Genomic DNA, 24522 nt, shown 5'->3' with positions numbered 1-24522 from the left:
GTCAGCCCCATCCACACTTGACAGCAAGAGGGCTTAACCACGGCGAGACCAAAGAACCGTTCACGCTGGATTGACGATCAGGAGAACTAGAACATGTCCTTTGGGGAGGGGAAGGCGGAAGACCATTCCCTGGGCGGAGAAATTCGAAGCAGTATCCGCAAGATATTGGCAGCAAAGCACGATGCCCAGCTAGCAGCCTACCTGTTGGTGGTGGTCGTCCTTTCCGTACTGGCTGCTACCTGCTGGCAGATCTGGACGGCGCGCCAGCGTACCCTGGCTGAAATCGACACCAACAACCGCAATCTGGCACAGACACTGAACACTTATGCGGAAGGGGTCCTCACCCAGAGTTCCATGCTGCTGCTGGGGATGGCCGAGCGCCTGGAAGCCGAAGGGGTTGCACCAGAGCATTTGCAACGCATACAGCAGCTCGTCAATCGACAGGAAAGCCTTCTCAACCAGCTTAACGAACTGCTCGTGGTTGACGCTCGCGGCAAATGGCTGATGTCTTCCAAAGGCAGGTTTCCCACAGGCACAAGCAGCGCTGACCGCAGCTATTTCCTGCATCACCGCGAAGATGCCTCTGACAATGTCTTTATCGGCGCACCCATACGTAGCCGGTCCACGGGCGAATGGGTAATTACCGTGAGCCGTCGCTTCAAGGATGGGCAGGGACGCTTCGGCGGCGTCATTGTTGCGACACTGGGCATAGAGAATTTCTTGCGCCTGTTCGGGAAGATAGACATCGGCGAACATGGAGTGATTGCACTGGCGACTACCGGTGGTCTGCTCTTAGTCCGGCATCCATTCCGCGAGCAGGATCTTGGGCGTGATTTCTCGCGCTCACCCAATTTCCTGCGCCACTATCCCAGCTTGAAATTTGGTACGGCCTCCTTCGAATCCAGCATCGACGGAACCGAAAGGCTTTATGCCTTCAGGAGCAATGATCGTTATCCGATATTCATCACCGTAGCGCAGGGCAGAGACGAGGCATTACGCGCATGGCGACGCCATGCCCTTCTGACCGCCACTGTCGTATCGAGTCTGCTTGCATTGATCACTGTCATAGGCTGGCGCCTGATTCTGGTCATAAGGCTGCGCGCGCAGGCTGAATCGTCACTCGTTGCCGCACGCGAGAAACTGCTCGAAGCCAACTACCAGCTGGAGCAGTTGGCAACGCAGGACCCTCTTACAGGATTGGCAAATCGACGCCGCTTTGACGACGTACTGAAGCGGGAAACCAAGCGCGCCGCGCGTGAAGCAACGCCGCTGTCGCTTTTGCTCATTGACCTGGACTGTTTCAAGGGTTTCAACGATCACTACGGCCATGTCGCGGGCGACGAATGCCTGAAGGCGGTTTCGCGCCAGCTGGCGCTCTCCGCCAAACGCCCGGGAGACCTTGCTGCCAGATATGGCGGGGAAGAGCTGGCCCTCGTTCTTCCGTCCACCCCGGCAGAAGGAGCCATGCAGGTTGCGAGACAGCTCTTGGCACGCATACGGGAGCTGGGCATCGCCCACAAGGCCAGCTCTTTCGGCTGCGTCACTGCCAGCATAGGAGTCGCGAGCTTGCAGAGCCGGCAAGAACCCGAGGAGTTGGTCGAAGCGGCGGATCGCGCGTTGTATCGTGCCAAGACTGCGGGTCGCAATCGAGCAGAATTCTGAACCCGGAGGTACCGGGCTCCACCTTCATCAATGGCTTGCACGGACAGGGAAGAATCCGGTGTCGGCAGTCCTGCTTTCGCAGCCATTCAAGTGTCACCCCGTGTCCAGGAACTCAATCGGTTCAACGGCACAAAAAATCTTCGTGGCCTGGCCATCCCGGTCCATTTACGGGTTGCACCTAGGCAAAGCCAATGTGCTTGTTGAACGGCATCTCGCGCAAGCGCAAGCCAGTCGCTGCAAAAATGGCGTTCGCAAGCGCCGGCGCCGCCGGCGGCACCGGGGGCTCGCCAGCACCGCGGACCTTGGCTCCATTTTCCAAACCACGCACTTCGATCTCGGGACACTGGTATAGCCTCAGGCCCTGGTACGCATGGAAATTGGTCTGCTGCGCCTTGCCATCGGCATAGGTAAGCTCGCAGTTCATTGCATGGCCCAGGCCCCAGACGACGCCACCCTTGACCTGGTTGTCGAAATTGACAGGATCGACGATCTTGCCGACATCCAGCGCCACCCACACTTTGTCGATACGCATTCCGCTTGGTGTCTGCGTGACCTCGACCACCTCGGCGCAAGGCACGCCGAACGACTCGACGAGGGCCACACCGCGGCCACGCCCCGCACCCAGCTTGGCCCCCTTCCACTCCGACATTTCCGCCACAGCCTCCAGCACCTTGCGCGCCACGGCGTCCCGTGCGAGGCGCAAGCGCTCCTGCATGGGATCAGCGCCCGCTGCATGGATCAACTCGTCGAGAAATCCGTCGGCAAAGAAGCCGGCAGACGAGGCGCCGACCGAGCGCCATGAACTGGTGGGTACCAGTTCGGGTACACGGTAGGCCCGCATGCGAAAGTGCGGCAGCGCATAGGGCAGGTTCCAGGCACCGGTAGGAATCTGCCCGTCCGGCCCAGGCATCGGTTGCCCCAGGCGCTTCATCTGCGAGGCGCTGGCGGAAACCGAGGCAATGTCCAGGGCGTATGCCTCCACCTTGCCGTCCTTCACGCAGCCGCTCGCGCGGCTCATCGAGATCTGGCGCGGGAAATCCTGCGCGAAATCGTCCTCGCGACTGAAAGTCAGCTGGATGGGCACGCCAGGCACCTGCCTGGCCACTTCGGCGGCGAGGGCAATATGTTCGCTCTCGAGACGATGGCCAAAGCTGCCTCCGCAGTATTGGTTGTGCAAATGCACTTTTTCCACTGCCACGCCGGTGATTCTGGCGACCCTCTCCTGCGCAAAACGCGGCACCTGGGTGCCAACCCAGATATCCACCCGTTCGGGCGCGACCCTGGCGACAGCGGAAAGAGGCTCCAGCGGCGCGTGGGCCAGATAAGGTGCCCGGTATTCGGCGCTGAGGACATCGCCGCCCAGTGCCTTCTCCATTTCGCCATCATTGCGCCATTCCTTGTCGAGGCGCTCCGCGACAAACGACTCAGCGACGGCACGCCAATGGTCATCCTGTTCTGGGGGATAAGGGGCCTGCCCCCAGTCGAACACGATCGCGTCGGCCGCCCGAAAGGCTCGCCAGGTGTTGTCGGCGATCACGGCCACGCCATTGGCCAAGGGTACGATCTTGCTTACACCTCGCATGCCTGCGGCTGCTTGGGCGTCATAGCTGTTCATCTTGCCGCCCTTGCGCGGATTGACTTTCACGGCGGCATGCAGCATGCCATCCATGCGAATGTCGATGCCGAAGGTCAGCGTACCGGTGGATTTGGGAACAATGTCCAGCCGCTGCATTGGCCTGCCGATCAAGCGCCATTGCGCAGGATCGCGCAACGTGACGTCCTGCACGGGCTCGATGGTACTTGCCTCGCGTGCCAGATCGGTATAGTCCAGACGCTGGCCATCGGGCAGTACAACCGCGCCTTTCTCCGTTCTCAGCTGCGCCACGGGCACACCGCTATGCAGGGCTGCCGCGGCCTTGAGCGTTTCGCGCGCAATGGCGCCGGCTCTGCGCAGCTTGGTGAAACTGTCAGGCACAGTGCTCGAGCCACCGGTCAGCTGCAGCCCAAGCACCTTGAACAATGCCCCCAGGGCCGACCTCGCGGCTTCTGCGGAGGTGCTGGTGTCGGAGGACATGAAAGGCACCTGCTCGCCGGACAGGGCCGTGTTGTAGTAAGCAGCGCTCGGAACACCGGGCTCGACGGTGAACTGCCCCCAATCCACGTCAAGCTCTTCGGCAATGAGGGCCGCCTGGACCGAACGCACGCCCTGGCCCAAGTCGGTATGGGGAGCGATGAGCGTGATGCCTCGGGCGTCGATCTTGACCCATGGATTGAATACGGCCCGGCCCTTGCCTCGATCTGCAAGCAAGGGATTGGCCGGCGTTTTGCGTACCAGATAGGTACCAAAAGCCACGCCACCGGCAATGGCAACCGAGCTGACCAGAAAGGTGCGGCGAGCCGCGTTGGCAAGCTTGCCCATGTCAGGCCTTCTTCAAGTTGTGCGCGGCGGCCTTTACCGCTTCACGAATGCGCGGATAGGTACCGCAGCGGCAGAGGTTGCCCGACATCGCAGTGTCTATCTCGGCCTCCGAGGGAGCCGGATTGATTGCGAGCAAGGAGGCTGCCGCCATGATCTGGCCGGGCTGGCAGTAGCCACACTGCGCCACTTGGTGCTCTATCCAGGCCTTTTGGACTGCATGCAGGGCATCGGGGGTGCCGAGCCCTTCGATGGTCGTCACCCGGCCCTGCACCTGCCCGACGGGCAATGAACAAGATCGCACTGCGGCGCCATCGACGTGGACCGTGCAGGCACCGCACATGGCGATGCCGCAGCCATACTTCGGCCCGGTGATGTGGAGTTCGTCCCGCAGAACCCATAACAGGGGCATCTCGGCTTCGACATCAAGTTCGTACCGCTTGCCATCGACGTTCAAATGCATGGAGACCTCCTTGATCCGGTGGCGAGCTGTCACAGTGGCCGGGGAGCGTACAGCGCGCTCTGAAAGAGCGGCACGTATTCATACCTGACCAGCCTCCCAAGCTTCAAAGCCTTGATGTATGCCGACAGGCCGCCCTCCGTCAGGTGGATTTTCACCGAATCGGCATGCGAACTGCTGGCATGACCGAGCTGGCGAGATATCGCATGGCCTGTCGTCAGCTGCCCCTGATGATCGAGATTGGTGAAGCTGTTCGTGACCAGCGAACCGCTGTTGGAAAGACGGCCCAGCTTCCTGCCTTCGAACATGACGTCGATCCTACTTGTTTCGCTGTCGAATATCTCGGCGATCACCGATTTCTCCGTCTCGCGGTACCTGATGTCCGTTCGCCATTTCGGCAGGTTGTAGCCCACGACACCTCGGACCCTGGCCAGCTCCGTATTCACGGGAAGCTTGAGCACATAGCCCCATAAGTCACTCGACAGCGATTGGCTCAACAAGGCAAAGGGCCCCCGACCGGTCGAACCGGGCCTGCTGGTAATGACAGACAGGCCGATTTCGTTGCAGCTGTCATTGTCACAACAATCATAGGCATAGGCGGTCAGAGCCACCAAGCCACGACCTGGCCAGATCCGCAGAGGATGGACTGCCTCCAAAACCTTGGCGGGCATGAGATCCTGCAGTCTCTGCAGGTCTGCCGTGAAAACGGCCGTGATCCGCCTGCTCCGGTAATAGAAGTTCGGAGAGAAGGATTCGAATCCCATATCCACCTTCTCCTTTCCGATCTGCCGGAACCAACTCAGGTCTATATCGGGATCTTCTGCTGCAATGGCGGACAGCGGTGGATTGGAACGATAGCGGTCATAAAGCCCACCCTTCACCACAGGGACGGCCAGGCCAGCAAGGCTGATCGTAGCCATCTGTGAGTCGGGTAGCGTTGCACGAGGTACTGCCGGTGCTGCAAAGTCCGTAGAGATACGTGAATGAATGGTCATGATGTGCTCTCCGTCGATTACCAGCGTCTGTCAGCACTGGCACATACCGCTCTCCGACGCGGGTGCCGGCGAACACCCGGTACGTTAGGCGTCTGCTGCAAGATCACCCGCCCCAAAGGGATCCCCTTTGGGTTTCGTCGCCCGGCGGAGCTTGCCAGCGAAAAATCGCTGCCACCATGTGGGTCGTACCAGCCACCGTTGACCACTTGCTCCGCCACGTGCAAGGGGCTCAATTTCTGGATCGGAATAGCGGAACCCTTGGAAAGTTGAAGCGCTGCGAACACCTTCATGATGCAATCCTGCTTGATGACGGCAAGACTCTAAGATTGAAGTTGACTTCAAAGTCAAGCGCCTATCGGCCACATCCTTTCATCGGGCTTTCCATTGATAATCCTGCACCATGCCCGCGCTTCACCATCTTCGCCTGCGAAGCATCGGCCTCCTGGGCCGCATGGTGTTGCTATGGTTCCTTCTGTCCCTGGGGGCGGCGGCAGCCTCTCCCCTCGTGAATCCCTCCGAGATTGAACTGGTGTGCTCCAGTGCTGGCACGATAAAGACCGCGGTCAGGACCGATGAAGGTGTTCAGGAGATGGGCGCTGCACATTTCGACTGCCCGATGTGCATGTTGCAGGGCGCCCCGCCCCCTGTAGAGCCCGGACTGCGGCCCCCGCTGCCACAGCCCTTGAGCTACCTGCTGCAAACCATTCCCGCCGCCCGCATAGCGGCAATCACCGCCGCGCCTTTGCCGGCGCGCGGCCCGCCTCTGCTCTGATTTGCCATTGAAACCATTGGCGCTCCGTGTCCTGCGTAGATGCGGCTGCGCATGTCATTGCAGATCGATGGCCCCAGGGCCCAGAGGCTTTACCCATGAAACACCCCGTGCTGTCGCATGCGCCTGGCGCTGCGGCTATCTTGCTCTTTTCCTTCTCTATCCACGCCCAGCAGGCAGGCCCGGCCGAAGATGCCCCGGAACGCATCAAGTCCCTGGGCGTGGTAACCGTCACCGGCGGGCAACCCACATCGCTGCCCACGCAGATACCGACCACGATCGAGGGTGTCACGCGCGAAGAAATCGATGTGCGCATCAATGCCACCGACAGCGAGGATGTCCTCAAATACCTGCCCAGCCTGCTGGTGCGCAAGCGCTACAACGGCGACTACAACCACGCCGTTCTTTCCACGCGGGCTTCGGGCACCGGCAACAGCGCCCGTTCGGCCGTGTATGCGGACGGCATCCTCCTTTCCAACTATCTGGGCAACGGCATCGCCAACGGCACCAACTACGCACCTCGCTGGGGCATGGTCAGCCCTGAGGAGGTCGAACGCGTCGATGTGATGTATGGGCCGTTTTCCGCAGCTTATCCCGGCAATTCCGCCGGCGCCGTGGTGGACTACGTCACGCGCATGCCGACGAAGTTGGAGGCACATGTGAGTGCAGGCTACTCTTCACAACCCAACAATCTCTACAACACACATCAGACCTTCAACAGCTGGCAGACCAGTGCCAGCCTGGGCAGCAAGACAGGGGATTGGTCTTGGTGGCTGAGCCTGAACCACAGCGACAACAAAGGCCAGCCGCTGACCTTCGCCACGGCAACCCAGGCATCGGGGCGTACAGGCGGGGTAAGCACCCCCGTGACCGGCTATGTGCCGAGCCTCAACACCACCAACCAGCCCTGGTACATCCTGGGCACCGGCACCCAATATCACTCGATACAGGATCAGGCCAAACTCAGGCTCGCCTACGACTTCTCGCCGACATTGCGAGCCACGTACACACTGGGATGGTGGCAGAACGCAGGTCACGCTCGCTCGCAAAGCTACCTGGCTGGCCCTGACGGGCAGCCCGTATACAGCGGCAACATCAACATCCAGGGCCGCACCTATACGCTGGTCCCTGCGACTTTCCCTCTCGCCAATGACGCCCAGACTCACGTGATGCACGGCCTGTCGCTCAAGAACAGCCCCCGGGGAACCTTCGACTGGGAAATAGCCGCCAGTATGTTCGACTACCTTAAAGATCAGCAGCGAGCCCCCACGGCCGCATTGCCGTGGGCAGCCACCGGTGGGGCCGGAACATTGCAGGACCAGAACGGGACGGGCTGGAGCACCCTGGCAGCCAAGGGGACTTGGCGCCCCGGGGGAATGCAGGGTGCGCATATCGTGGACTTCGGCATCGGGCATGACCGCTATAAGCTCGCCATCGCGAAGAGCAACGTGACCGGCGACTGGATGAGCGGAAATATGAATCCGCAATCACTGGTTAGCAATGTGGGCGGGCACACGCAAACTACCAGTGCCTGGGCCCAAGACACCTGGCGCATCTCCTCTCAGTGGAAGACTGTGCTGGGTATGCGCTGGGAAGACTGGCAAGCCCGCGACGGCTACACAGCGACCGCTGCCAGCCGGCAAAGCTATCCCGGCCGTAGCGAATCGCACTTTTCGCCCAAGGCCGCCTTGGCTTACCAGTGGAGCAGCGACACGGTGCTCAAGGCCTCGATGGGCCGTGCCGTACGCTTTCCCACCGTAGGAGAGCTGTACGGCGCGACCAACGGCGGGGCGCTCTCCTTCATCAACGATCCGACGCTCAAACCCGAAAAGTCCTGGACAGGCGAATTGAGCCTGGAAAAGGATCTTGGCACCGGCCTGGCCCGCGCCACGCTGTTCCATGAGACAACGCGTGATGCACTCTACAGCCAGCTCATCCCGAACACCACGACCTCACGCGTGCAGAACGTGGACAAGATGCGCACCACCGGGGTGGAGCTGGCCTACAACGGAAGCAATGTCTTCAAAAACTGGGGACTGCGAGGCGTGGACATGGGCGGCAGCTTGACCTATGCCAACTCGAAGACTGTGGCCGATGCGGCCTACCCCCAGGCCGTGGGCAAATGGCAGCCGCGCGTGCCGCGCTGGCGTGCCACCGCATGGACAAGCTATGCACCTGACGACCACTGGGCCTTCACCGTGGCTGCCCGCTACAGCGGAAAGCAATTCTCCAACCTCGACAACAGCGATGTGAATGCGTCCACCTACTTTGGTGCCAGCAGGTATTTCACTGTGGATCTGCGTGTACGCTACCAGATTGACCGCCAGTGGTCGGCAAGCTTTGGCATCGACAATGCCAACAATTACCGATATTGGAACTTTCACCCTTACCCTCAGCGGACATATACGGCATCGCTGAAATGGGGCCTTTGAGAGGTGCTCGATGACACCGCCGGCAGCAATCAGAGAACGCCAAGGAAAGTTGCGAACGCCTTGCTTGACAAGCAATCCGACCGAATGGCATTGAGTCGCAAAGACGCCCCGTGGCCTTGTGCATAGGGACGTTTTTGCCGGGCGCCGGCAGGCGTCCACCCCGGGTCTGTGTGCGAAAACGCTCCTGTCTCAGCCAATGACTTCTTCTGAGAAGAGCTTCCAGCGATTGCCTACTTTGCGCCAATACTGACGCAAGGGCAGCCCCTCGGCAAATGCCTTGCTGCCGGCCTTCAGATTAACGATCCGGATTTCACCCTTGGCATCTTTCCATGCGTATACCGAAAACTCCTGCAGGGAAGCTCCAGAGCCATTGAAATACGCCGACAAACGCTCCTGAGCCGTCTGCTTGGTACCGGAGGATATGAAATCCGCCGCATACAGATCTGCAAGCTTGCTCCGATCTGCGCTGGCCCAGGCATTTTTCCACTCGGTCAGCACCTGGGCAAAGGATGCTGCGGCCTTCAGCTGCATAGGATCCCCGGACATAGTCCACTGCAGTTTGTCGCGGATCAGCACGGGAGTCTGAGGGTCCACGGACTGCATGAGGAAAGTCAGATCCGGATTGGCAAGCACCACGCAGCCATCGCTGGCTTCGGGAATGCGTGCAAACTGGTCGGGCGGAGCACCATGCAGCCAGATGCCGCTGCCTGAGCGGCCAGCAGCTTTGTCCCAATCGTTCGGATAGTTGACGGTCAGGGCGCCCTTGCCGTAGAAATCCGGCAGCTTCATGCCAGGAATCTGGCGTCCGATGAAATAAACACCCTGTGGTGTCCTCTGATCGCCCTCCTCGGTTTTGCCCACACCCAGCTTGCCAACGGAGACATAGAAGTTTCCGATCAGGCGCAAATGCCCACCTTCGTTCGCAAACAGGTATAGCCGGGACTTGCTGGCATCAATTGCAATAGCACGCCGAACCGAGCCTCCCAGCGCCAGGAACTCGCTGGGAACACTGCCTGCGGCCGGCAGGCTGCTTGCCGCATGGACACGGCGCCTGAGTTCATCCTGCAAGCCACTCAGATGCTCCTGCAGTTCGGCAGACATGCCGGCCTGCTTCACATCGGCAGCCGGATTGTGCTTGACCAGCACTCCGCCAGCAGGGCTCGGTGCAGCCATGGCTGCCCCCATCCGCCCGGTCTTGAAGCGCAGCAGATCCGCATACACCAATTGCGCCGCGCGGAAATGAGGTACTTCGGCCGTCAGATCTGCCGCCGCCTTCAATGCGCCATCCAAGTTCTGCCGCTCTACCAATTGGATGATTTCCAGGAGCCGGGCCTCCGCCTTGTTGGGTACAGCCGGCTGCACTGCAGCAGGCCTGGATTTGGGCTTCTCCTTGGCTACCTTGGCATGCACCTGCGAGCAAAGTAATGCGCTACCCAGCGCAACCGCAGCTGTGGCGGCAACAAGTGCATGGGACGACTTGCAGGAAAACATGGTGCGCATCCCCCATCTGCCGGAATATCGTGGCAGATGGTCTGTACGATCAGACATCAGGCCCCGGTTCCTTCATGCGTGATGCGCCAGTGCCCTTTCTCACGCTGCAGTTTCAAGGTCTTCCTGGTAGTGGATTTCAGGGCGCCAGCCGCATAGTACTGACGGAACTGGGCCGTGGCTTTGTCGCCATCGACAGATACCTTGAGATCACGCAAGGAAACAGAAATCGACGACTTTCCGACAATACGCAGCCGGCGGGTCTCTTTCCACTTGGCCAAGCTGCTGCCATCTGCCGGCGTGAATTTCTCGCTATAGGCATCCAGATAGCGATTCATGTCTTGTGCTGCCCACGCAGCAGCCCAATCCTTGACTGCCGACTCCACTTCCGCCGCCGCTGGGGATTTCGCGGAAGCTTCTGCTGCCTTCTTTTCGGCCTGTGCCGGTTTTTCAACGGCTGCAGCCACTGCAGCCTGTGCCTGCTTGGGCTTTTCTTCCGTGACTTTCGTATCTGGAGACTTCACGCTAGCCTCCCCCTTGGCAGAAGCTCTGGACCCATCTTCCACCACCGCTACCTTGACAGCCTTGGCCTCCGCAGCCCTGGTGTCAGCAAGCGGCGCAGCCGCAGCTGGTTTTGTCTCGGCAGCAACTTTCACAGCGGGCTTTGTATCCACTTGCTTGGCAGTTGCAGAAGCCACCTGCTTGACTTCAGTGCTTGTAGCCAAAGCCCCCTTGGCTTCTGGAGCCTTGGCGGAAGCTGCGAGGGGTTGCGCAGGAGCAGCCTGAGCAACCACGGCTTTTGCCTGGCCACCCTGTTTGGGAAAAATTTGCGTAATAAGGGCCAATTTGGGCTGGATGGCCTGGCGTCCGCTATCCAGCTGCAAGGCCTTGGAGTAAGCCTCACTTGCCATGCGTGCATACAGGTCGCCCAGATTCTCATGGGCAGTCGCATAGCTGGGATTGGTCCGAATGGCTTGTTCCAGCACTTCGGATGCCTTTCGCTCCTGCCCTTCGGCTGCATACAGCACCGCCAGATTGTTATAGGGCTCCGGCAGATTCGGATAGTCGCGGGTCAATGCGGAAAACACCTTGATCGCCTGCGCATTCTGCTTTTGCTCCGCCGCAATCACTCCTTGCATGAAGCGCATTTGCACATCACCGGGATTTTGCTTGAGATAGCTTTCTGCCTGTTTGGCTGCCTGCGCTGCCTTGCCCTGCTCCAGCAATTTCGCGACTTCATCCACGGCCTCTTGCGAAGCATAGGCCGAAATTCCATGGACAGCCATGCCCCACCCAACGACTAATGCTGCCACGGAACGGGAAAGCAGCGAATAGGTGTGCCCAGGCACAGACGGCAGGACTCGAGATGCAATCAGCATATTGGCGCTCTCTACGCAATGGCAATGAGGGGAAATTGGCCTTTATTTGTTGCAACGGACCGGCAGCTGCAACCAAAACCTGTTGATTCTATAAGCAGAAGCCATTCCCCATAGGACCGTCGGCTCTCACTGCATAAATGCGGCCTTCGAGCGAAAGGGGTAACGCAGGAATCACGACAGCGTTACGTAACGCGCGCCGTAACACACATTCAAGGCGGAAACCAAAAATCCGAAAAAACCATTTAAAAACAAAACATTAGATAAACAAACCGTCTCTCCATAACTCGTCACCCGGCGTGGCATGCATGTTGCAGATGTAGGTACCAGACACATTCCACGGCCTCTGGCCATCGTCTGCCCTTTGACGTCTCAACCCCTCTGGAGAGAAAAATGACAGCTCAATCAGCACAGCCAGCAGGCAATGCATCACTCGGCACAGTTCAACTGGAAGACAAGGCCTCCGGCGTTGCCATTGCCCAGCTTGGCACTACGAATGCGGCTCCTGCCGCGGTAGCTGTACAAAAGACTGGTGCTGTCGCCACTCTGTCGCAGGCATCTTCCGGAGTCCAGATTGTTCGCGCGGGAGAGGTCATGCCTGCAGAAGCTGGCAGTGCGCTGCATATTGGAGACAAGGTCATTGTTCCAGCCGAAGGCAGTGCTCAGGCACTGTTCAATGGACAAGGTGGCCAGACCTTGGTAGGAACCTTTACCGGCGGTACGCAAGCCACAGTGGCAGATAACGGCGCTGGAGCGACAGTGCTGGATCTGGCTTCCGGCCACGTGGACGTCGCCCCGGTCGGGGAAAGCGATTCATTGGGCTTGGTCGTCACCAAGGGAACTGCAGACGCTGGAGGCTCTGTTCTAGGAGACTTCTTGCTTGCAGGCCTGATCGGTGCAGGTGCCGGTGCATTGATTGCGTCATCCAGCAATAACGACGATTCGACTCCTGCCGCACGCCCCACCACACCGACGGATCCCACCCATCCGACCAACCCGACGGATCCCACGCATCCGACCAATCCGACGGATCCCACGAATCCGACCAACCCGACGGATCCCACCAATCCGACAGACCCCTCCGACGGTCATGGCCTCATTACGTCAGTCGAGCATGTGATTGGCGGACTGGCGAGCGGCACGGTAGTTGAACCAGTCTCCAATTTGATCAATTCACTGGTCAACCCGAGCAATGGCACCTTGTCCACAGTCACCAGTGTGCTGGAACAGCTCACCAATACCGAAGGCGGTCCATTGGGAGTTCTTACCGACCTTGTCGATGGTCTGGTCAATATTGATGACCAAGGCCTGGAGCCTCTGATCGATACCCTCAACGGTTTACTGCAAGGGTTGAAAGATCCAGGCTCAGGAGGTATTGGCAATATTGTCGACAATGTGCTCGGAGGCCTTCTCGGAAATGGAGGTCTCGGCGACCTGCTTGCAGGGGTTGGCGGCCTGCTTGGCGGTTTGCTGGGCGGAGGCTCCACGCCTACTCCGGGCGGAGATGGTGGCATTGTTACCTCGGTGCAGGATGTCGTGGACCACCTGCTCGGTGGCACCGTGGCCGAGCCCGTGAGCCAGCTGCTTGACGCACTGACCAACCCCACTGATGGCACCTTGTCCACTGTGACCGGCGTGCTGGAAGGCCTGACCAATGTCGACAGCGGCCCCCTGGGCGTGCTCACGCAGCTGGTCAATGGCCTGACCCAGGTGCCCGACCAGGCGCTGGAGCCTGTGATTGGTACCCTCAATCAACTCATTGCGGGGCTGACCAATGGTCTGGGCAACGGCAGTGGCGGTATCGGTGGCGGGCTGATCGGAGACATCGTCGGCGGTGTGCTGGGCGGCCTGATCCCGGGTGGTGGTACAGGGGGCTCTGACGGAGGAGGCATTGTTACCTCGGTGCAGGATGTCGTGGATCACCTGCTGGGTGGCACCGTGGCCGAGCCGGTGAGCCAGCTGCTTGACGCACTGACCAACCCCACTGACGGCACCTTGTCCACTGTGACCGGCGTGCTGGAAGGCCTGACCAATGTCGACGGCGGCCCCCTGGGCGTGCTCACGCAACTGGTCAATGGCCTGACCCAGGTGCCCGACCAGGCGCTGGAACCTGTGATTGGTACCCTCAATCAACTCATTGCCGGGCTGACCAATGGTCTGGGCAACGGCAGTGGCGGTATCGGTGGCGGGCTGATCGGAGACATCGTCGGCGGTGTGCTGGGCGGCCTGATTCCTGGCGGCGGTACAGGGGGCTCCGACGGAGGAGGCATTGTTACCTCGGTGCAGGATGTCGTGGACCACCTGCTGGGTGGCACCGTGGCCGAGCCCGTGGGCCAGCTGCTTGACGCACTGACCAACCCCACTGACGGCACCTTGTCCACTGTGACCGGCGTGCTGGAAGGCCTGACCAATGTCGACGGCGGCCCCCTGGGCGTGCTCACACAACTGGTCAATGGCCTGACCCAGGTGCCCGACCAGGCACTGGAACCTGTGATTGGTACTCTCAATCAGCTTATTGCCGGGCTATCTCTTCCCGGAGCGCCCTCCGGCGGCGGCTTGCCGGGATTGGGTGGCATTGTCGAAAGTGTGCTGGGCGAACATGGATTGCTGGGAGGACTGACCGGCAACGGCGGTCTGCTTGGCGGCATCTCCGGCGAAGGAGGACTGCTCGGCAGCCTCACCGGCGAAGGCGGCCTGTTGGGCGGTCTGCTCGGTGGAGGCAACAGCGGAACCCCGGGCTCCACCATCGGCTTGATCACCACGGTGCAAAGCGCCGCTGATCACCTCCTCGGCGACACGCCCGCTGCTCCCGTTGTCCATGTGGCTGATGCGTTGCTCAATCCCCATGATGGCGCACTGGCTCCGGTCACGGGCATTGTCGAAGGACTGACAAACATCAACGGAGGCTCCCTGGGCGGTGTAACGCAGGTCGTCGGCGGTGTGCTTGGCAGCGTCACCGGCGAGGGCGGATTGCTCGGCGGCATCTCCGGCGGCGGTGGTCTGCTTGGCGGCATCTCCGGCGAAGGAGGACTGCTCGGCAGCCTCACCGGCGAAGGCGGTCTGTTGGGCGGTCTGCTCGGTGGAGGCAACAGCGGAACCCCGGGCTCCACCATCGGCTTGATCACCACGGTGCAAAGCGCCGCTGATCACCTCCTCGGCGACACGCCCGCTGCTCCCGTTGTCCATGTGGCTGATGCGTTGCTCAATCCCCATGATGGCGCACTGGCTCCGGTCACAGGCATTGTCGAAGGACTGACAAACATCAACGGAGGCTCCCTGGGCGGTGTAACGCAGGTCGTCGGCGGTGTGCTTGGCAGCGTCACCGGTGAGGGCGGATTGCTCGGCGGCATCTCCGGCGGCGGTGGTCTGCTGGGAGGCATCACCGGCGAAGGCGGCCTGTTGGGCGGTCTGCTCGGTGGAGGCAACAGCGGAACCCCGGGCTCCACCATCGGCTTGATCACCACGGTGCAAAGCGCCGCTGATCACCTCCTCGGCGACACGCCCGCTGCTCCCGTTGTCCATGTGGCTGATGCGTTGCTCAATCCCCATGATGGCGCACTGGCTCCGGTCACGGGCATTGTCGAAGGACTGACAAACATCAACGGAGGCTCCCTGGGCGGTGTAACGCAGGTGGTCGGCGGTGTGCTTGGCAGCGTCACCGGCGAGGGAGGATTGCTCGGCGGCATCTCCGGCGGCGGTCTGCTGGGCGGCGTCTCCGGCGAAGGAGGGCTGCTCGGCAGCATCACCGGCGAAGGCGGCCTGCTGGGTTGTGTCACCGGAGAGGGTGGACTGCAGGGAGGACTCAATGGTGGCGCCGGTCTACTGGGCGGCTTGCTAGGCCACTCGGGGGGCCTCCTGGGCGGCGTGCTGTGTGGCAATGCAGTAACCCCAACGGCTGCAGAAGCTGCAGTCGCAGAGCTGCAGCCGATTGCCTCAGCCATCAGCAGCCAGTCGAGCAGCGCTGGAGATGTTGCCGTCAACACGCTGAACTTGGCCCAGCAGCTGCAGCATCACCAACTGATCTGAAGCACAGCAGCCCCATGGCTGCATTAAAAACTCTGCCGGCACCTTCACAGGAAATGTGCCGGCAGAGGCCAAGGAGAACCTTATGTATAAAAAACACCAGCTCTATGCCACTTTGCTGCTGACATCTGTTTTGGCGGCCTGCAGCACCTCATTTGGCAGCAGCTCAAAACATATAGAACACCACTATGCCTTTGGCCGCCCTGCCACCAGCATCGCCAGTGTGGCGCCAGTGGAAGTAAAACCACAGCGCGGTCAAAGCGGGCCGGAGAATGTGGCCCATATTGTTTACTTCGACTTTGACTCATACACCGTTCGTCCTGTCGACAGGGGGATTGTCGAAAGCCATGCGCAATGGTTGCGCAGCCATCCCGGACAATCGCTCATGCTCCAAGGGCATACCGATGTCCGCGGGGGCAGCGAGTACAACCTGGCACTGGGCCAGAAGCGCGCGGAATCCGTGCGCAAGAGCCTGCAGATCCTGGGGGTCGACTCTTCAAAGGTCGAAGCTGTGAGCTATGGCAAGGAAAGGCTGGCAGATCCTGGAACAAGCGAAGCTGCACACCAGCGCAATCGACGCGTGGAGTTCGAGTACCGCTGAAGCAAAAGCTCTTGCCATCTGCATACGGCCAGATCGCCATGGCAGAACCGATCTTCGAGTTGCGAGCCCACAGCAGTGCGACGGCTCCGAGCAACAAAAAGATCGGTCCCTGCTCCAGCGATACCGAGATTGCGCTGTCTCAGCAGCTGTGCCGGTGTCGTCGATATCTGGAGCAGCATCTTGTGCTCTTGCCAGAGCCATATCCTGGCTGCATCCTGTTTTTCACCGTGGCTGCACAGGGGCAGCAGGCTTGCGTTTTCTATGTCCGCGCAGCTACTCTGGAAGCTGCATGGAGAGAAGGCGCAACAAGAGTTCGCCAGTGGGCTTGGGCGCGCAAACAAAGCAAGGTGGAACTTCGGGTTGACTGGGTCCTGAATATCGCCTCACTGCCAAATTCAGATTTCCTCAGACTCCCTCCGGACCCCACCCAAAACTGGGCATTGGCAGATACAGAGCTGGAGCATGCTCGACTTGTGTTGCAGCAACTCTCCAATGAGGCCAATGAAACGCTGTCCGGGTTCCAAGACAAGTCATCCCCAGAGTCGCTCACGAAATCCAGCGCTCTTCTACTGGGCCTGCAAGGTGTCTTCATAGGAGGCAAAGAAGCAGCAACTGCTGTTCCTCGGATGCATCCCCTGTTTGAAGGTGTCCAGCAATCCCCGATATTGCCAGAGGCCCTTCTACGCTCCACGAGCAGATTGCTGCTCAGCCACCAGCGCCCAGATGGGGATTGGCCGTGCAACCGGTGTCTTGCGGATCACCTGGGACTGACATACACGCTGCTGCTCATACAACGCTACACAAAGCAGGCAGACTTGAGCACCGCCATCCACCGCGCTTTTAAGCACCTTGAAGAAAAGCTGCAATACCTGCCACATGACCATGAACACTTGTCCCTGGCCATGCTGGTGATGGTCCGCCATGCCCATCAACTACATTTCGCGGAAACAGTGAAAGCCGAGGGAGAGAAAGACAGCTTGCATGCCTCCATGGAAAGAGTGGCATCAAGCTTGCTCCCCTTCGCTGACTCTTCCCGGCCTGACGAGAGAGCCTGGTCCAGCCTGGCACTGAGCGCCTTCATGCGGTGCAATGCAGGCATAGGGTTTCGCACTGCTCCGGGAACCCTCTTTGGGTCTCCATTTCAACAAGACTTTTTCATAGAGCATTTTTGCCAGCAACATCAGGCCGGCCGTTTGTTGCATGTGCATTGGCTGCCAGCGGCCGTCATAGAAAGTGTTCTATTGGGTTTGGATTCCCCACCACGCTTCATCGGACCACCAAGCGACAGGTCGGGAAGCCTGCGAGAAATCCTCCAGGCCCTCAGCCATCGCATGGTTTTTCCGGAGCAAGCCATCTATCTTTCCCCGACCGCGCGTTCACAGGCCGCCTTTTTCCATGGAGGCGGCCACGATGAACTACTGGCCGACGCACGCACATCGGCCTATCTGCTCATGACAGCCATTGCTGCACTGGAACTGCAACGCGCCCGGGCAAAGCCATCGAGAAGTTTTCCATGGCCGGACGCCCAGGAGTTCTCACACAGGACAGATGAACGCACTCTAGATCAAAGCATGGATCGTATGCATCGCTCGGCGATGAGGGCTCCTTCTCATGCCTCGACGCAATCCGAATCCCCCGGAATTTCGCGAATTTACCAAACGAGCCCCCCTATGAGCTGGGACAGTTCCACCTTGGCCCACATCACGGGTGGCACCTGGTTCAACTTGCACCAGCAAGCGCTTCTTTGCTCAGGCCTGGATATCAACCGCCTGCACCATCTGCCCGGCTCAGCAGTGCTTGTACGGCATGCAGGTACTTCCATTGGCATCCCCCCGGCTGCCTTGCAGACGCTGCAAGCTGCTGCATTGATCAGCAATCAGCCCCATGGCCTGTCGGGCTATGGCGTGCCAGTCCTCCATGTACCCCGTATCGACAAGGGATTGCGCAGTTGGGCCCAAGCCTCGCGACTCCGAATCAAGGCACCGGTCGTGGCAGCCACCGGATGCGCGGGAAAAACTTCCATCCTGAGCATGCTGCGCCGCAGTTTGCAAGGCATGGAAGATCCACGTGCAGATGCGTTGCTGGCACAGGATATCCCCATTCAAATGATTAACTGGAGCGAAGCAGCGCCATGCGCATTGATTGAACTGCCTCTATCCACTTTGCTTGATGAGTTGCCCTGGATCCAGCCCGATATCGTCGTTATCTCCAATCTGGATTTCATAGAAAACCACAAGCAAAAAAATCCTACAAAAGAAAAAGATTTACTCCTACACAAAAAGAAACGAAATTATTTACTAGAAAAAATCATCAGATCGCTCAGGCAGGGCTCCACATTGGTTATCGATTCCAAGCTGGGAGCCCAGCCATGCATTGTTCAGGCCGCAGTTGAAGCCGAAATTCGGCTTTCCACATTTGGACGCGGTTCCGGCGCGCATATACGTGAACTGTCTTACCGCCAGGGGAGCTGGGAAATATCGACAGGCAAAGGTAATCTACAGCTCAGGCTGCAATCCGACGGACACCACATGGCACAGAACGCGCAAGCAGTTTTGGCCACTTTGCAAAGCCTCGGAAAAAATCTGGAAGGAGTGAAGGAGCTGCTGCAAGACTGGCAACCTTTGCAAGGTACGGGACAGCCTCAATTGCTATCGAATGGCGTACGGCTTCTGGACCACAGCCAAAGCAGTCATATGGTTTCCATGCAAGCAGCATTCACCCAGTTGCAAGCGCATGCTCCGCTCAGCGGCCACAGGGTGATCGCACTAGCAGGCATACAGGCTGTTGCAAATGATCTGGAATCTTCCCAGCTCCTGCTTGAACCATTGATCCGGTCAACCCAGGCAAAGCATGTACTGCTCTACGGTGAACCCCTGCGTCGACTGGCCTCTGCGCTGTATGACTTGCCACAGGTCTACTGGTATAATGATTTGAACCGCCTGGTTGACTTCCTGCTGAGAACAACTCGTGCTGGCGACACCGTCCTATTGGCCGGCCGTACCGCTACCAATCTTGCAATTGCAGCAGATGCTTTGCGAGAAAACGGGCAAGAAATAGCTTGAATATAAATCCAATTAAATAATTAATTCATCATATCTCATAGAAACAAGCTATCAACATAGAAATATAATTTCAGGTTGCTATGAATATTAGTAAAAACACCAGTGCAGATATATCTAAATTTACCCCGCCATCAGTAATTTCTATCAACTCATGTTCATTGATAAATTTTTGAAAAAGTTAAAAAACTTGTGCTATCTCATAGATCGGCAAATATTTTGATACATTAGAGGAAACAAAAAGCTACTTTCCCATTAACGGAAATTAATACGGTTCGAGACAATGATTCGATATCTGCTTCCCCATCAGCTGGCATCAGCCACTGCAAATCCGGCGGCAGCAGAAGCAGAAGCAGCCCCCTCCTATTCCAACGCCATTGCAGATTCTTTCCGCAAGGCAACATTGCAGCTACGCCAGGCTGCATGGTTATCACTGCCCATCAGCCTTTTGGGACTGCTACCCTCCATCTTTTTGTTACAAGTTTATAACCGTGTCATTGCACGCGGCGGCACGGCCACCCTGATTGCCATGGTTGCAGGCGTGTTGTGCTTTCTGAGCCTGGAATGGTGGCTGCGCCGCAAGCGTGCCCGGACACTGCGCGAAGCCGGCGCCATGCTTGATCGCGATGTATCGCAGGCACTGATGAATGCCATGCTCCGCCACCCGCTGGCCACGCTGGAGCAAAGGCCTTCCAGCCAGTGGCTGCAGCTGTTTCGGGATGTCAGTTCCATGCGCTCGGGCATGTCGGGGGGGCTCGCCACCTCCGTTCTCGACCTTCCCATGGCCTTGCTGGCCTTGATTGTCATCGGCATCATTGCCTGGCCCGTTCTTCCCGTGATCCTGGTTGCCATGGTCGTCCTGAGCGTGCTGGCTTGGTGGTGGGCGGATGAAGTACGCAGCGGACGCGTGGAGGAAGTAGCGCAGGCACGTATGCTGGACCGCAGCACTGCCGAGATCTGCAATGCGCGAGGCACACTCAAGGTTCTGGGCTACGACACCGCAGCCAAACAATCATGGCAAGCAGGCTACGACCAGTGGCTGGCCGAAAGCTTTCGCAAGAATGGCGAAATGGAAGATGCCCGGGAAACCAGCCATGTGCTGCTCACGCTTTTTTCCATTTCGGTCATCACAATGGGCGCCATCGCCATCAATGCGCAATGGATGAGCATAGGCAGCCTGATGGCCGTCAACCTGCTGTCGAGCAAGGCGCTGGGGCCCATTGCCCAGCTTGCGGGCAACTGGCGATCCATGGCGCGCGCCAACGAGGCCACCGAGCGCCTGCAGGCAGTTCTGGAAGAGCCCCTGGAAACAGCAGCACAGACCGTGGAGCTGCCACGTCCACGCGGACTGTTCCACCTCGATCAGGTCAGCTTTCAGTACCCTTCAGGCCATGCCTCGCTGGAACAGGTTTCACTGGAAATCGGCCCCGGTGGCCTGCATGCAATTGTGGGGCGCAATGGCGCGGGCAAATCCACACTGGCCAAGCTGCTGGCCGGGCTTTACCAACCGACCCAGGGCCGTATTTTCATTGACGAATACGACATGGCCCAGTTTCCACGCAGCGACCTGGGCCGCTGGATTGGCTGCCTGGCCCAGCAGGTTTACTGGTTCAGTGGCCCCATCGTCGACTCCCTTCGGATGGTCAATCCCGAAGCCGACGACAACAAGATCATCACGGCATGCCATCTGTCCGGAGCCCATGGCTTCATCAGTCGCCTGCCCAACGGTTATCAGACGGTGCTGGGAGAAGGTGGTGCCGGTCTCTCCGCAGGCGAGCTGCGCAAACTGGCCCTGGCCCAGCTCTTCCTGCGCAATCCTTCCGTCCTGATTCTTGACGAGCCCAGCAACGATCTCGATTTCGAAAGCGAGACCTCACTGCTGCAGACCTTGAAGCATATTTCGCTCAAGCACACCGTCATCGTAGTCACGCATTCCGTGCGTGTGGCTTCGCTGGCACAACATATCTATCACGTGCGAGGAGATGGCAGCGTGGAGCACGGTTCGCCCAAACAACTGCTGCCCGAGCTGTTCGGGACACCTCGCGAGCCGGCGTCCTCGCCTGCAGAAACAGGTGCCGGAACAACCGAACAGGACAACTCCCAGGTGCAGGAGCTCGCATCATGAGGGCCCGACGCGAAGACGATCTGCCCCTGGTGCTGCGCCAGTCCCGAACGGCTGAAGCCACCAATGCACAGCCCGCCGTACCGCAAGCTGAGGCGGATGGCCCCCAGGCAGCCCGCAAACGCAAGCTGGTCGTGGGAGCCCTTGCCATCCTGGTGCTCGTAGGCCTTTTCTATCCCGTGGAAAACGTGGTGGTCGCCAGCGGCCAGGTCATTCCTTCCGATCGCGTGCAAACCGTACAGCACCTGGAAGGAGGTATCGTCACCGCAGTTCATGTCCGCGAAGGCCAGACCGTTACGCAGGGGCAGCCGTTGCTGGAGATCGACCTGGGCGGCAACAGTCTCAACCTTGAACAGTTGACAGCCCGCATGGCGACTGCCCAGGCGGTCAAGACGCGCCTGATGGCGGAGAGCCAGGGAAAACAGCTCAAGGCCAACGACTTTCCGAAGGAGCTCGAGCCCAGGATCGTGCAGGCGGAAATGGGTGCTTTTGCCTCCCGCACACTGGAACATCAGGGCAGCATGGCATCCGCACAGGCCCAGCAACTGCAGGCACGCGGCGATGTTGCGCAGATCCAGGCCCGCATTCAGGGCCTGGAAACCAGCCTTCGTCTGCATCAGGAAGAAGCCGCCATCTCCAAGCAATTGGCTGCCGAGCAGCTCATTGGTCAGCTGGAAGTCATTGACAAGCAGCGCGCCCTCGAACAGGTGCGTACCGAGCTGGCGGCAGCACGCCAGACCCTGGTAAGCAACCGGGCGAAGGTCGAGCAGGCCGAAGCCAAGCTGCTGGAGACCCAGGGTGCGTTCCGCCGCAGAGCCTCCGAGGAACTGGCCCAGACCGAGCGCGAGCTGCTCAGCCTGTCGGAGGACCTTTCCCGTGCCCAGAGCCAGCGCACGCGCACCGCGGTGCTTGCCCCCACGGAAGGCGTGGTCAAGGGGCTGCGCAGCTCGGGTGCCGGCTGGGTGGTCAAGCCTGGCGAACCCATCATGGAGATCGTGCCCGACAAGGACGAAGTCATCGTCGAAGCCCGCCTGAGTCCCGCTGACCGCGGCTACGTGCGGCCTGGCCAGGCGACCAAGGTCAAGATCACAGCCTACGATTTCCTGCGCTACGGCTCCGTGCCGGGCCAGGTCACGCTGGTGGCACCGGACGCGGACCGGGATCCCAACCAGCCCGAATCCCTTTCCTATTTCCGTATCCAGGCCAGCTTGCAGCAGCCCTGGGTCGGCCGCACCGACAACCGCATCACAACCGGCATGCAGGCCGAGCTGGATCTGCTGCTGGGCCGTGAACCCTTCATCTGGTATCTGCTGCGGCCCGTGCTGCGCATCCAGAGCGAAGCCTTCAGGGAGCCATGATGATTGCACGCATCCTGCTCCCACTTTCTTCGGCGCCGGCCAAGCTGCGTCGGCTCGCCCCAGCGGCATGCCTGATTCCCATGCTGCAGGCCGTAACCCTCCCGGTGCTGGCCGAAGACATGGATACAGCTTCGCAAGCCATCGCAGTACAGGGGGTCGACCCCGCCGCGGCCCTGCAGAAGCCACCCAAGCTGCAGCTGGCTCACCAGCTCACGCCGGGTACATTGGCGGGCGACAGCGCCAACCGGCGATTGCTGGATGCGCTGCACACCATGCTCGACGAGCACCCTGACGTGCGCAAGGCCCGGGCAGCACTCGAATCTGCAGGCCACGATGTGCATACGGCACGCGGTGCGCGCTGGCCCACCTTCAAGGTCGGCACCTCTTCCGGCAATGCCCAGCTGCGCCAGAGTCGTGAGTCCTACAGCACCATCAATGCCGAGGTGCGCATGAGCCTGCTCGACGGTGGAGCGATCGGCGCCGGCATACGTTCGGCGGAGTCTCAGGAAGCCGCCCAGACCAGCGTGCTGTACGGCACGCGCCAGAACGTGCTGCTCGATGCCCTGACAGCCTTGCTGGAGCTGCAGCGCTTCGGCCACAAGGCCAGCATTGCCGCAGAATCGGCCCGCATCATCGGACAGCTGGCCCGCCTTGAAGAACGCCGTGCAGAGCTGGGCGCCGTCGGCCGCAACGACCTGCGCCAGGCATCCTCGCGCCAAGCCAGCGCGCTGGCACAGCAGCATGCGCTCGAATCCCAGCGCCTCGATGCCATGGCGCGCTTCACGCGCTATTTCAATTTCACGCCGGAAAACGACTGGCTGCCCGACCTGCAGGTGCCTGCGCAATGGATGCCGGCCAATGAGGGCAACGCGCTGCAGGCCTCCGAAAGCAACAGCCCTGAGTTGCAGGAAATCGCGCAGCAGATCGAACGCGCCCGTGCAGAGGTCGAACGCAGCAAGGCCCAGCGCTTCCCCACACTGGCTGCAGTCGTCGCCCATACGCGCGACCCCAAGGGTGTGCTCTATGTCGACGGCACGCGCTATGGGGTGGAGCTGAACTGGAATTTCGGCAACGGCTTCGAGCTGCGCGACCGTATCCTCAAGGCCATCAATGAGCTGCAGGCCCAGGAGGCTCAGCAGGAAGCCGTACGGCGCCAGGTACGCGAAGCCGCTTCCGCCGCCTGGGGCCGTTCGCAGGCTGGCCGCCAGCGTGAAGCGCAGCTGGCAGACGCCGTACGTGAAGCCCGGGCTGCCTTTGAAGGGCGCCGGCGCCTGCTCGAAGCCGGCCGCGGCAGCCTCTCCCAGGTACTGGATGCGCAGCTCGATATGCAACGGCTCATGCTCGACGAAGCCGATGCGATCTATGACCAGCGCATCAATGAATTGCGCCTCGTCCGCACCACAGGGCAGTTGCTGCCCAGGCAGCTTCCAGAACATTGGCTGGATTCGCTGTTTGCCCAGCAGTCCAAGCCCGCTCCCGACAAGCCTGGCCCCAGCCCCGCCGAGCCAGCGCCCTTGCGCCACGAGCCGGACTCGATTGCCACGGCTCTGGCCACCGCCCCATTTGCTGCCAAGCCAGCTTCCCCTGTACTGACTGCACAGCGCCTGCAACTGCGCATGGAGCCGAGGCTCGATCCGCAACTGCTTGCGCTGCCACAGAACCAGCCTGTCACCACCGCCGCACGGTGGTGAAGTGCGCCTGTTTTTCCGCAGCGTCCGGTGTCAGCCCATCGCCGGCCACTGCCTTGTTCCATGGGCCTTG

Annotated in this window: 14 protein-coding genes; 9 read left to right on the top strand and 5 right to left on the bottom strand. The window is 60.0% G+C overall.

The genetic code is table 11. The features are described 5' to 3' along the window. Positions 1–93 precede the first annotated feature (93 nt). The gene (locus tag V8Z74_RS08990) at positions 94–1662 is read left to right on the top strand and encodes a sensor domain-containing diguanylate cyclase (RefSeq protein WP_349708952.1); all 1569 of its coding nucleotides are present in this window, start codon (positions 94–96) and stop codon (positions 1660–1662) included. Between the two features lie 178 nt (positions 1663–1840). Here V8Z74_RS08990 and V8Z74_RS08985 read toward each other — a convergent pair whose 3' ends face one another. The 3 genes from V8Z74_RS08985 to V8Z74_RS08975 are packed head-to-tail and all read right to left on the bottom strand — an operon-like array spanning position 1841 to position 5533. Then, positions 1841–4081 (bottom strand): xanthine dehydrogenase family protein molybdopterin-binding subunit, encoded by a 2241-nt coding sequence (locus V8Z74_RS08985; protein ID WP_349708951.1) that lies wholly within the window; start codon positions 4079–4081, stop codon positions 1841–1843. Position 4082: 1 nt separating this feature from the next. Further along, positions 4083–4541: a (2Fe-2S)-binding protein gene (locus V8Z74_RS08980; RefSeq protein WP_349708950.1), complete on the bottom strand. Its 459-nt coding sequence runs from the start codon at positions 4539–4541 to the stop codon at positions 4083–4085. Positions 4542–4570: 29 nt separating this feature from the next. Then, positions 4571–5533, bottom strand: a complete 963-nt coding sequence (locus V8Z74_RS08975; protein WP_349708949.1) for an acetoacetate decarboxylase (ADC) — start codon at positions 5531–5533, stop codon at positions 4571–4573. A 400-nt stretch (positions 5534–5933) separates the two neighbouring features. Between V8Z74_RS08975 and V8Z74_RS08970 the strand changes: the two genes are divergently transcribed. Both V8Z74_RS08970 and V8Z74_RS08965 read left to right on the top strand, forming a co-directional pair. Beyond that, a complete protein-coding gene (locus tag V8Z74_RS08970; RefSeq protein WP_349708948.1) occupies positions 5934–6305 on the top strand; it encodes a DUF2946 family protein in 372 nt (123 codons plus the stop codon). Between the two features lie 95 nt (positions 6306–6400). Next, positions 6401–8734, top strand: coding sequence for a TonB-dependent receptor (locus tag V8Z74_RS08965; RefSeq protein ID WP_349708947.1), 2334 nt, complete (start codon positions 6401–6403; stop codon positions 8732–8734). A gap of 189 nt (positions 8735–8923) precedes the next feature. Here the strand turns inward: V8Z74_RS08965 and V8Z74_RS08960 are convergent, their stop codons facing one another. Further along, positions 8924–10282, bottom strand: a complete 1359-nt coding sequence (locus V8Z74_RS08960; protein WP_349708946.1) for a L,D-transpeptidase family protein — start codon at positions 10280–10282, stop codon at positions 8924–8926. Further along, the gene (locus V8Z74_RS08955; protein WP_349708945.1) at positions 10282–11601 is read right to left on the bottom strand and encodes a nuclear transport factor 2 family protein; all 1320 of its coding nucleotides are present in this window, start codon (positions 11599–11601) and stop codon (positions 10282–10284) included. Before V8Z74_RS08955 ends, V8Z74_RS08960 begins: the two co-directional genes overlap by 1 nt. A gap of 390 nt (positions 11602–11991) precedes the next feature. On the opposite strand from V8Z74_RS08955, the gene V8Z74_RS08950 reads away from it, so the two are divergent. The 6 genes from V8Z74_RS08950 (at position 11992) to V8Z74_RS08925 (ending at position 24452) form a co-directional block, all read left to right on the top strand. Continuing rightward, the gene (locus V8Z74_RS08950) at positions 11992–15624 is read left to right on the top strand and encodes a hypothetical protein (RefSeq protein ID WP_349708944.1); all 3633 of its coding nucleotides are present in this window, start codon (positions 11992–11994) and stop codon (positions 15622–15624) included. Positions 15625–15706: 82 nt separating this feature from the next. Next, positions 15707–16222, top strand: coding sequence for an OmpA family protein (locus V8Z74_RS08945; protein ID WP_066483562.1), 516 nt, complete (start codon positions 15707–15709; stop codon positions 16220–16222). Positions 16223–16233: 11 nt separating this feature from the next. Next, positions 16234–19284 carry a UDP-N-acetylmuramoyl-tripeptide--D-alanyl-D-alanine ligase gene (locus V8Z74_RS08940; protein ID WP_349708943.1) on the top strand — a complete coding sequence of 1017 codons (3051 nt, stop codon included), beginning with the start codon at positions 16234–16236 and terminating at the stop codon, positions 19282–19284. A gap of 280 nt (positions 19285–19564) precedes the next feature. Then, positions 19565–21406, top strand: coding sequence for a peptidase domain-containing ABC transporter (locus tag V8Z74_RS08935; RefSeq protein WP_349708942.1), 1842 nt, complete (start codon positions 19565–19567; stop codon positions 21404–21406). Beyond that, positions 21403–22761, top strand: coding sequence for an HlyD family type I secretion periplasmic adaptor subunit (locus V8Z74_RS08930; protein WP_349708941.1), 1359 nt, complete (start codon positions 21403–21405; stop codon positions 22759–22761). Before V8Z74_RS08935 ends, V8Z74_RS08930 begins: the two co-directional genes overlap by 4 nt. Continuing rightward, a complete protein-coding gene (locus V8Z74_RS08925; RefSeq protein ID WP_349708940.1) occupies positions 22758–24452 on the top strand; it encodes a TolC family protein in 1695 nt (564 codons plus the stop codon). Before V8Z74_RS08930 ends, V8Z74_RS08925 begins: the two co-directional genes overlap by 4 nt. The last annotated feature ends 70 nt before the right edge of the window (positions 24453–24522 follow it).

It is taken from the genome of Comamonas sp. w2-DMI, assembly GCF_040187735.1.
Taxonomy (GTDB): domain Bacteria; phylum Pseudomonadota; class Gammaproteobacteria; order Burkholderiales; family Burkholderiaceae_C; genus Comamonas; species Comamonas terrae.
The sequence above is the reverse complement of the archived record's forward strand: the minus strand, read 5'-3'. Positions and strand labels throughout refer to the sequence as shown.

Excerpts from the sequence above, each read along its gene's own strand:
- V8Z74_RS08965 (WP_349708947.1), top strand. The coding sequence starts at position 6,401 with ATGAAACACCCCGTGCTGTCGCATGCGCCTGGCGCTGCGGCTATCTTG.
- V8Z74_RS08950 (WP_349708944.1), top strand. The coding sequence starts at position 11,992 with ATGACAGCTCAATCAGCACAGCCAGCAGGCAATGCATCACTCGGCACA.
- V8Z74_RS08925 (WP_349708940.1), top strand. The coding sequence starts at position 22,758 with ATGATGATTGCACGCATCCTGCTCCCACTTTCTTCGGCGCCGGCCAAG.
- V8Z74_RS08990 (WP_349708952.1), top strand. The coding sequence starts at position 94 with ATGTCCTTTGGGGAGGGGAAGGCGGAAGACCATTCCCTGGGCGGAGAA.
- V8Z74_RS08960 (WP_349708946.1), bottom strand. The coding sequence starts at position 10,282 with ATGTCTGATCGTACAGACCATCTGCCACGATATTCCGGCAGATGGGGG.
- V8Z74_RS08970 (WP_349708948.1), top strand. The coding sequence starts at position 5,934 with ATGCCCGCGCTTCACCATCTTCGCCTGCGAAGCATCGGCCTCCTGGGC.
- V8Z74_RS08945 (WP_066483562.1), top strand. The coding sequence starts at position 15,707 with ATGTATAAAAAACACCAGCTCTATGCCACTTTGCTGCTGACATCTGTT.
- V8Z74_RS08935 (WP_349708942.1), top strand. The coding sequence starts at position 19,565 with ATGATTCGATATCTGCTTCCCCATCAGCTGGCATCAGCCACTGCAAAT.
- V8Z74_RS08955 (WP_349708945.1), bottom strand. The coding sequence starts at position 11,601 with ATGCTGATTGCATCTCGAGTCCTGCCGTCTGTGCCTGGGCACACCTAT.
- V8Z74_RS08985 (WP_349708951.1), bottom strand. The coding sequence starts at position 4,081 with ATGGGCAAGCTTGCCAACGCGGCTCGCCGCACCTTTCTGGTCAGCTCG.
- V8Z74_RS08930 (WP_349708941.1), top strand. The coding sequence starts at position 21,403 with ATGAGGGCCCGACGCGAAGACGATCTGCCCCTGGTGCTGCGCCAGTCC.
- V8Z74_RS08975 (WP_349708949.1), bottom strand. The coding sequence starts at position 5,533 with ATGACCATTCATTCACGTATCTCTACGGACTTTGCAGCACCGGCAGTA.
- V8Z74_RS08980 (WP_349708950.1), bottom strand. The coding sequence starts at position 4,541 with ATGCATTTGAACGTCGATGGCAAGCGGTACGAACTTGATGTCGAAGCC.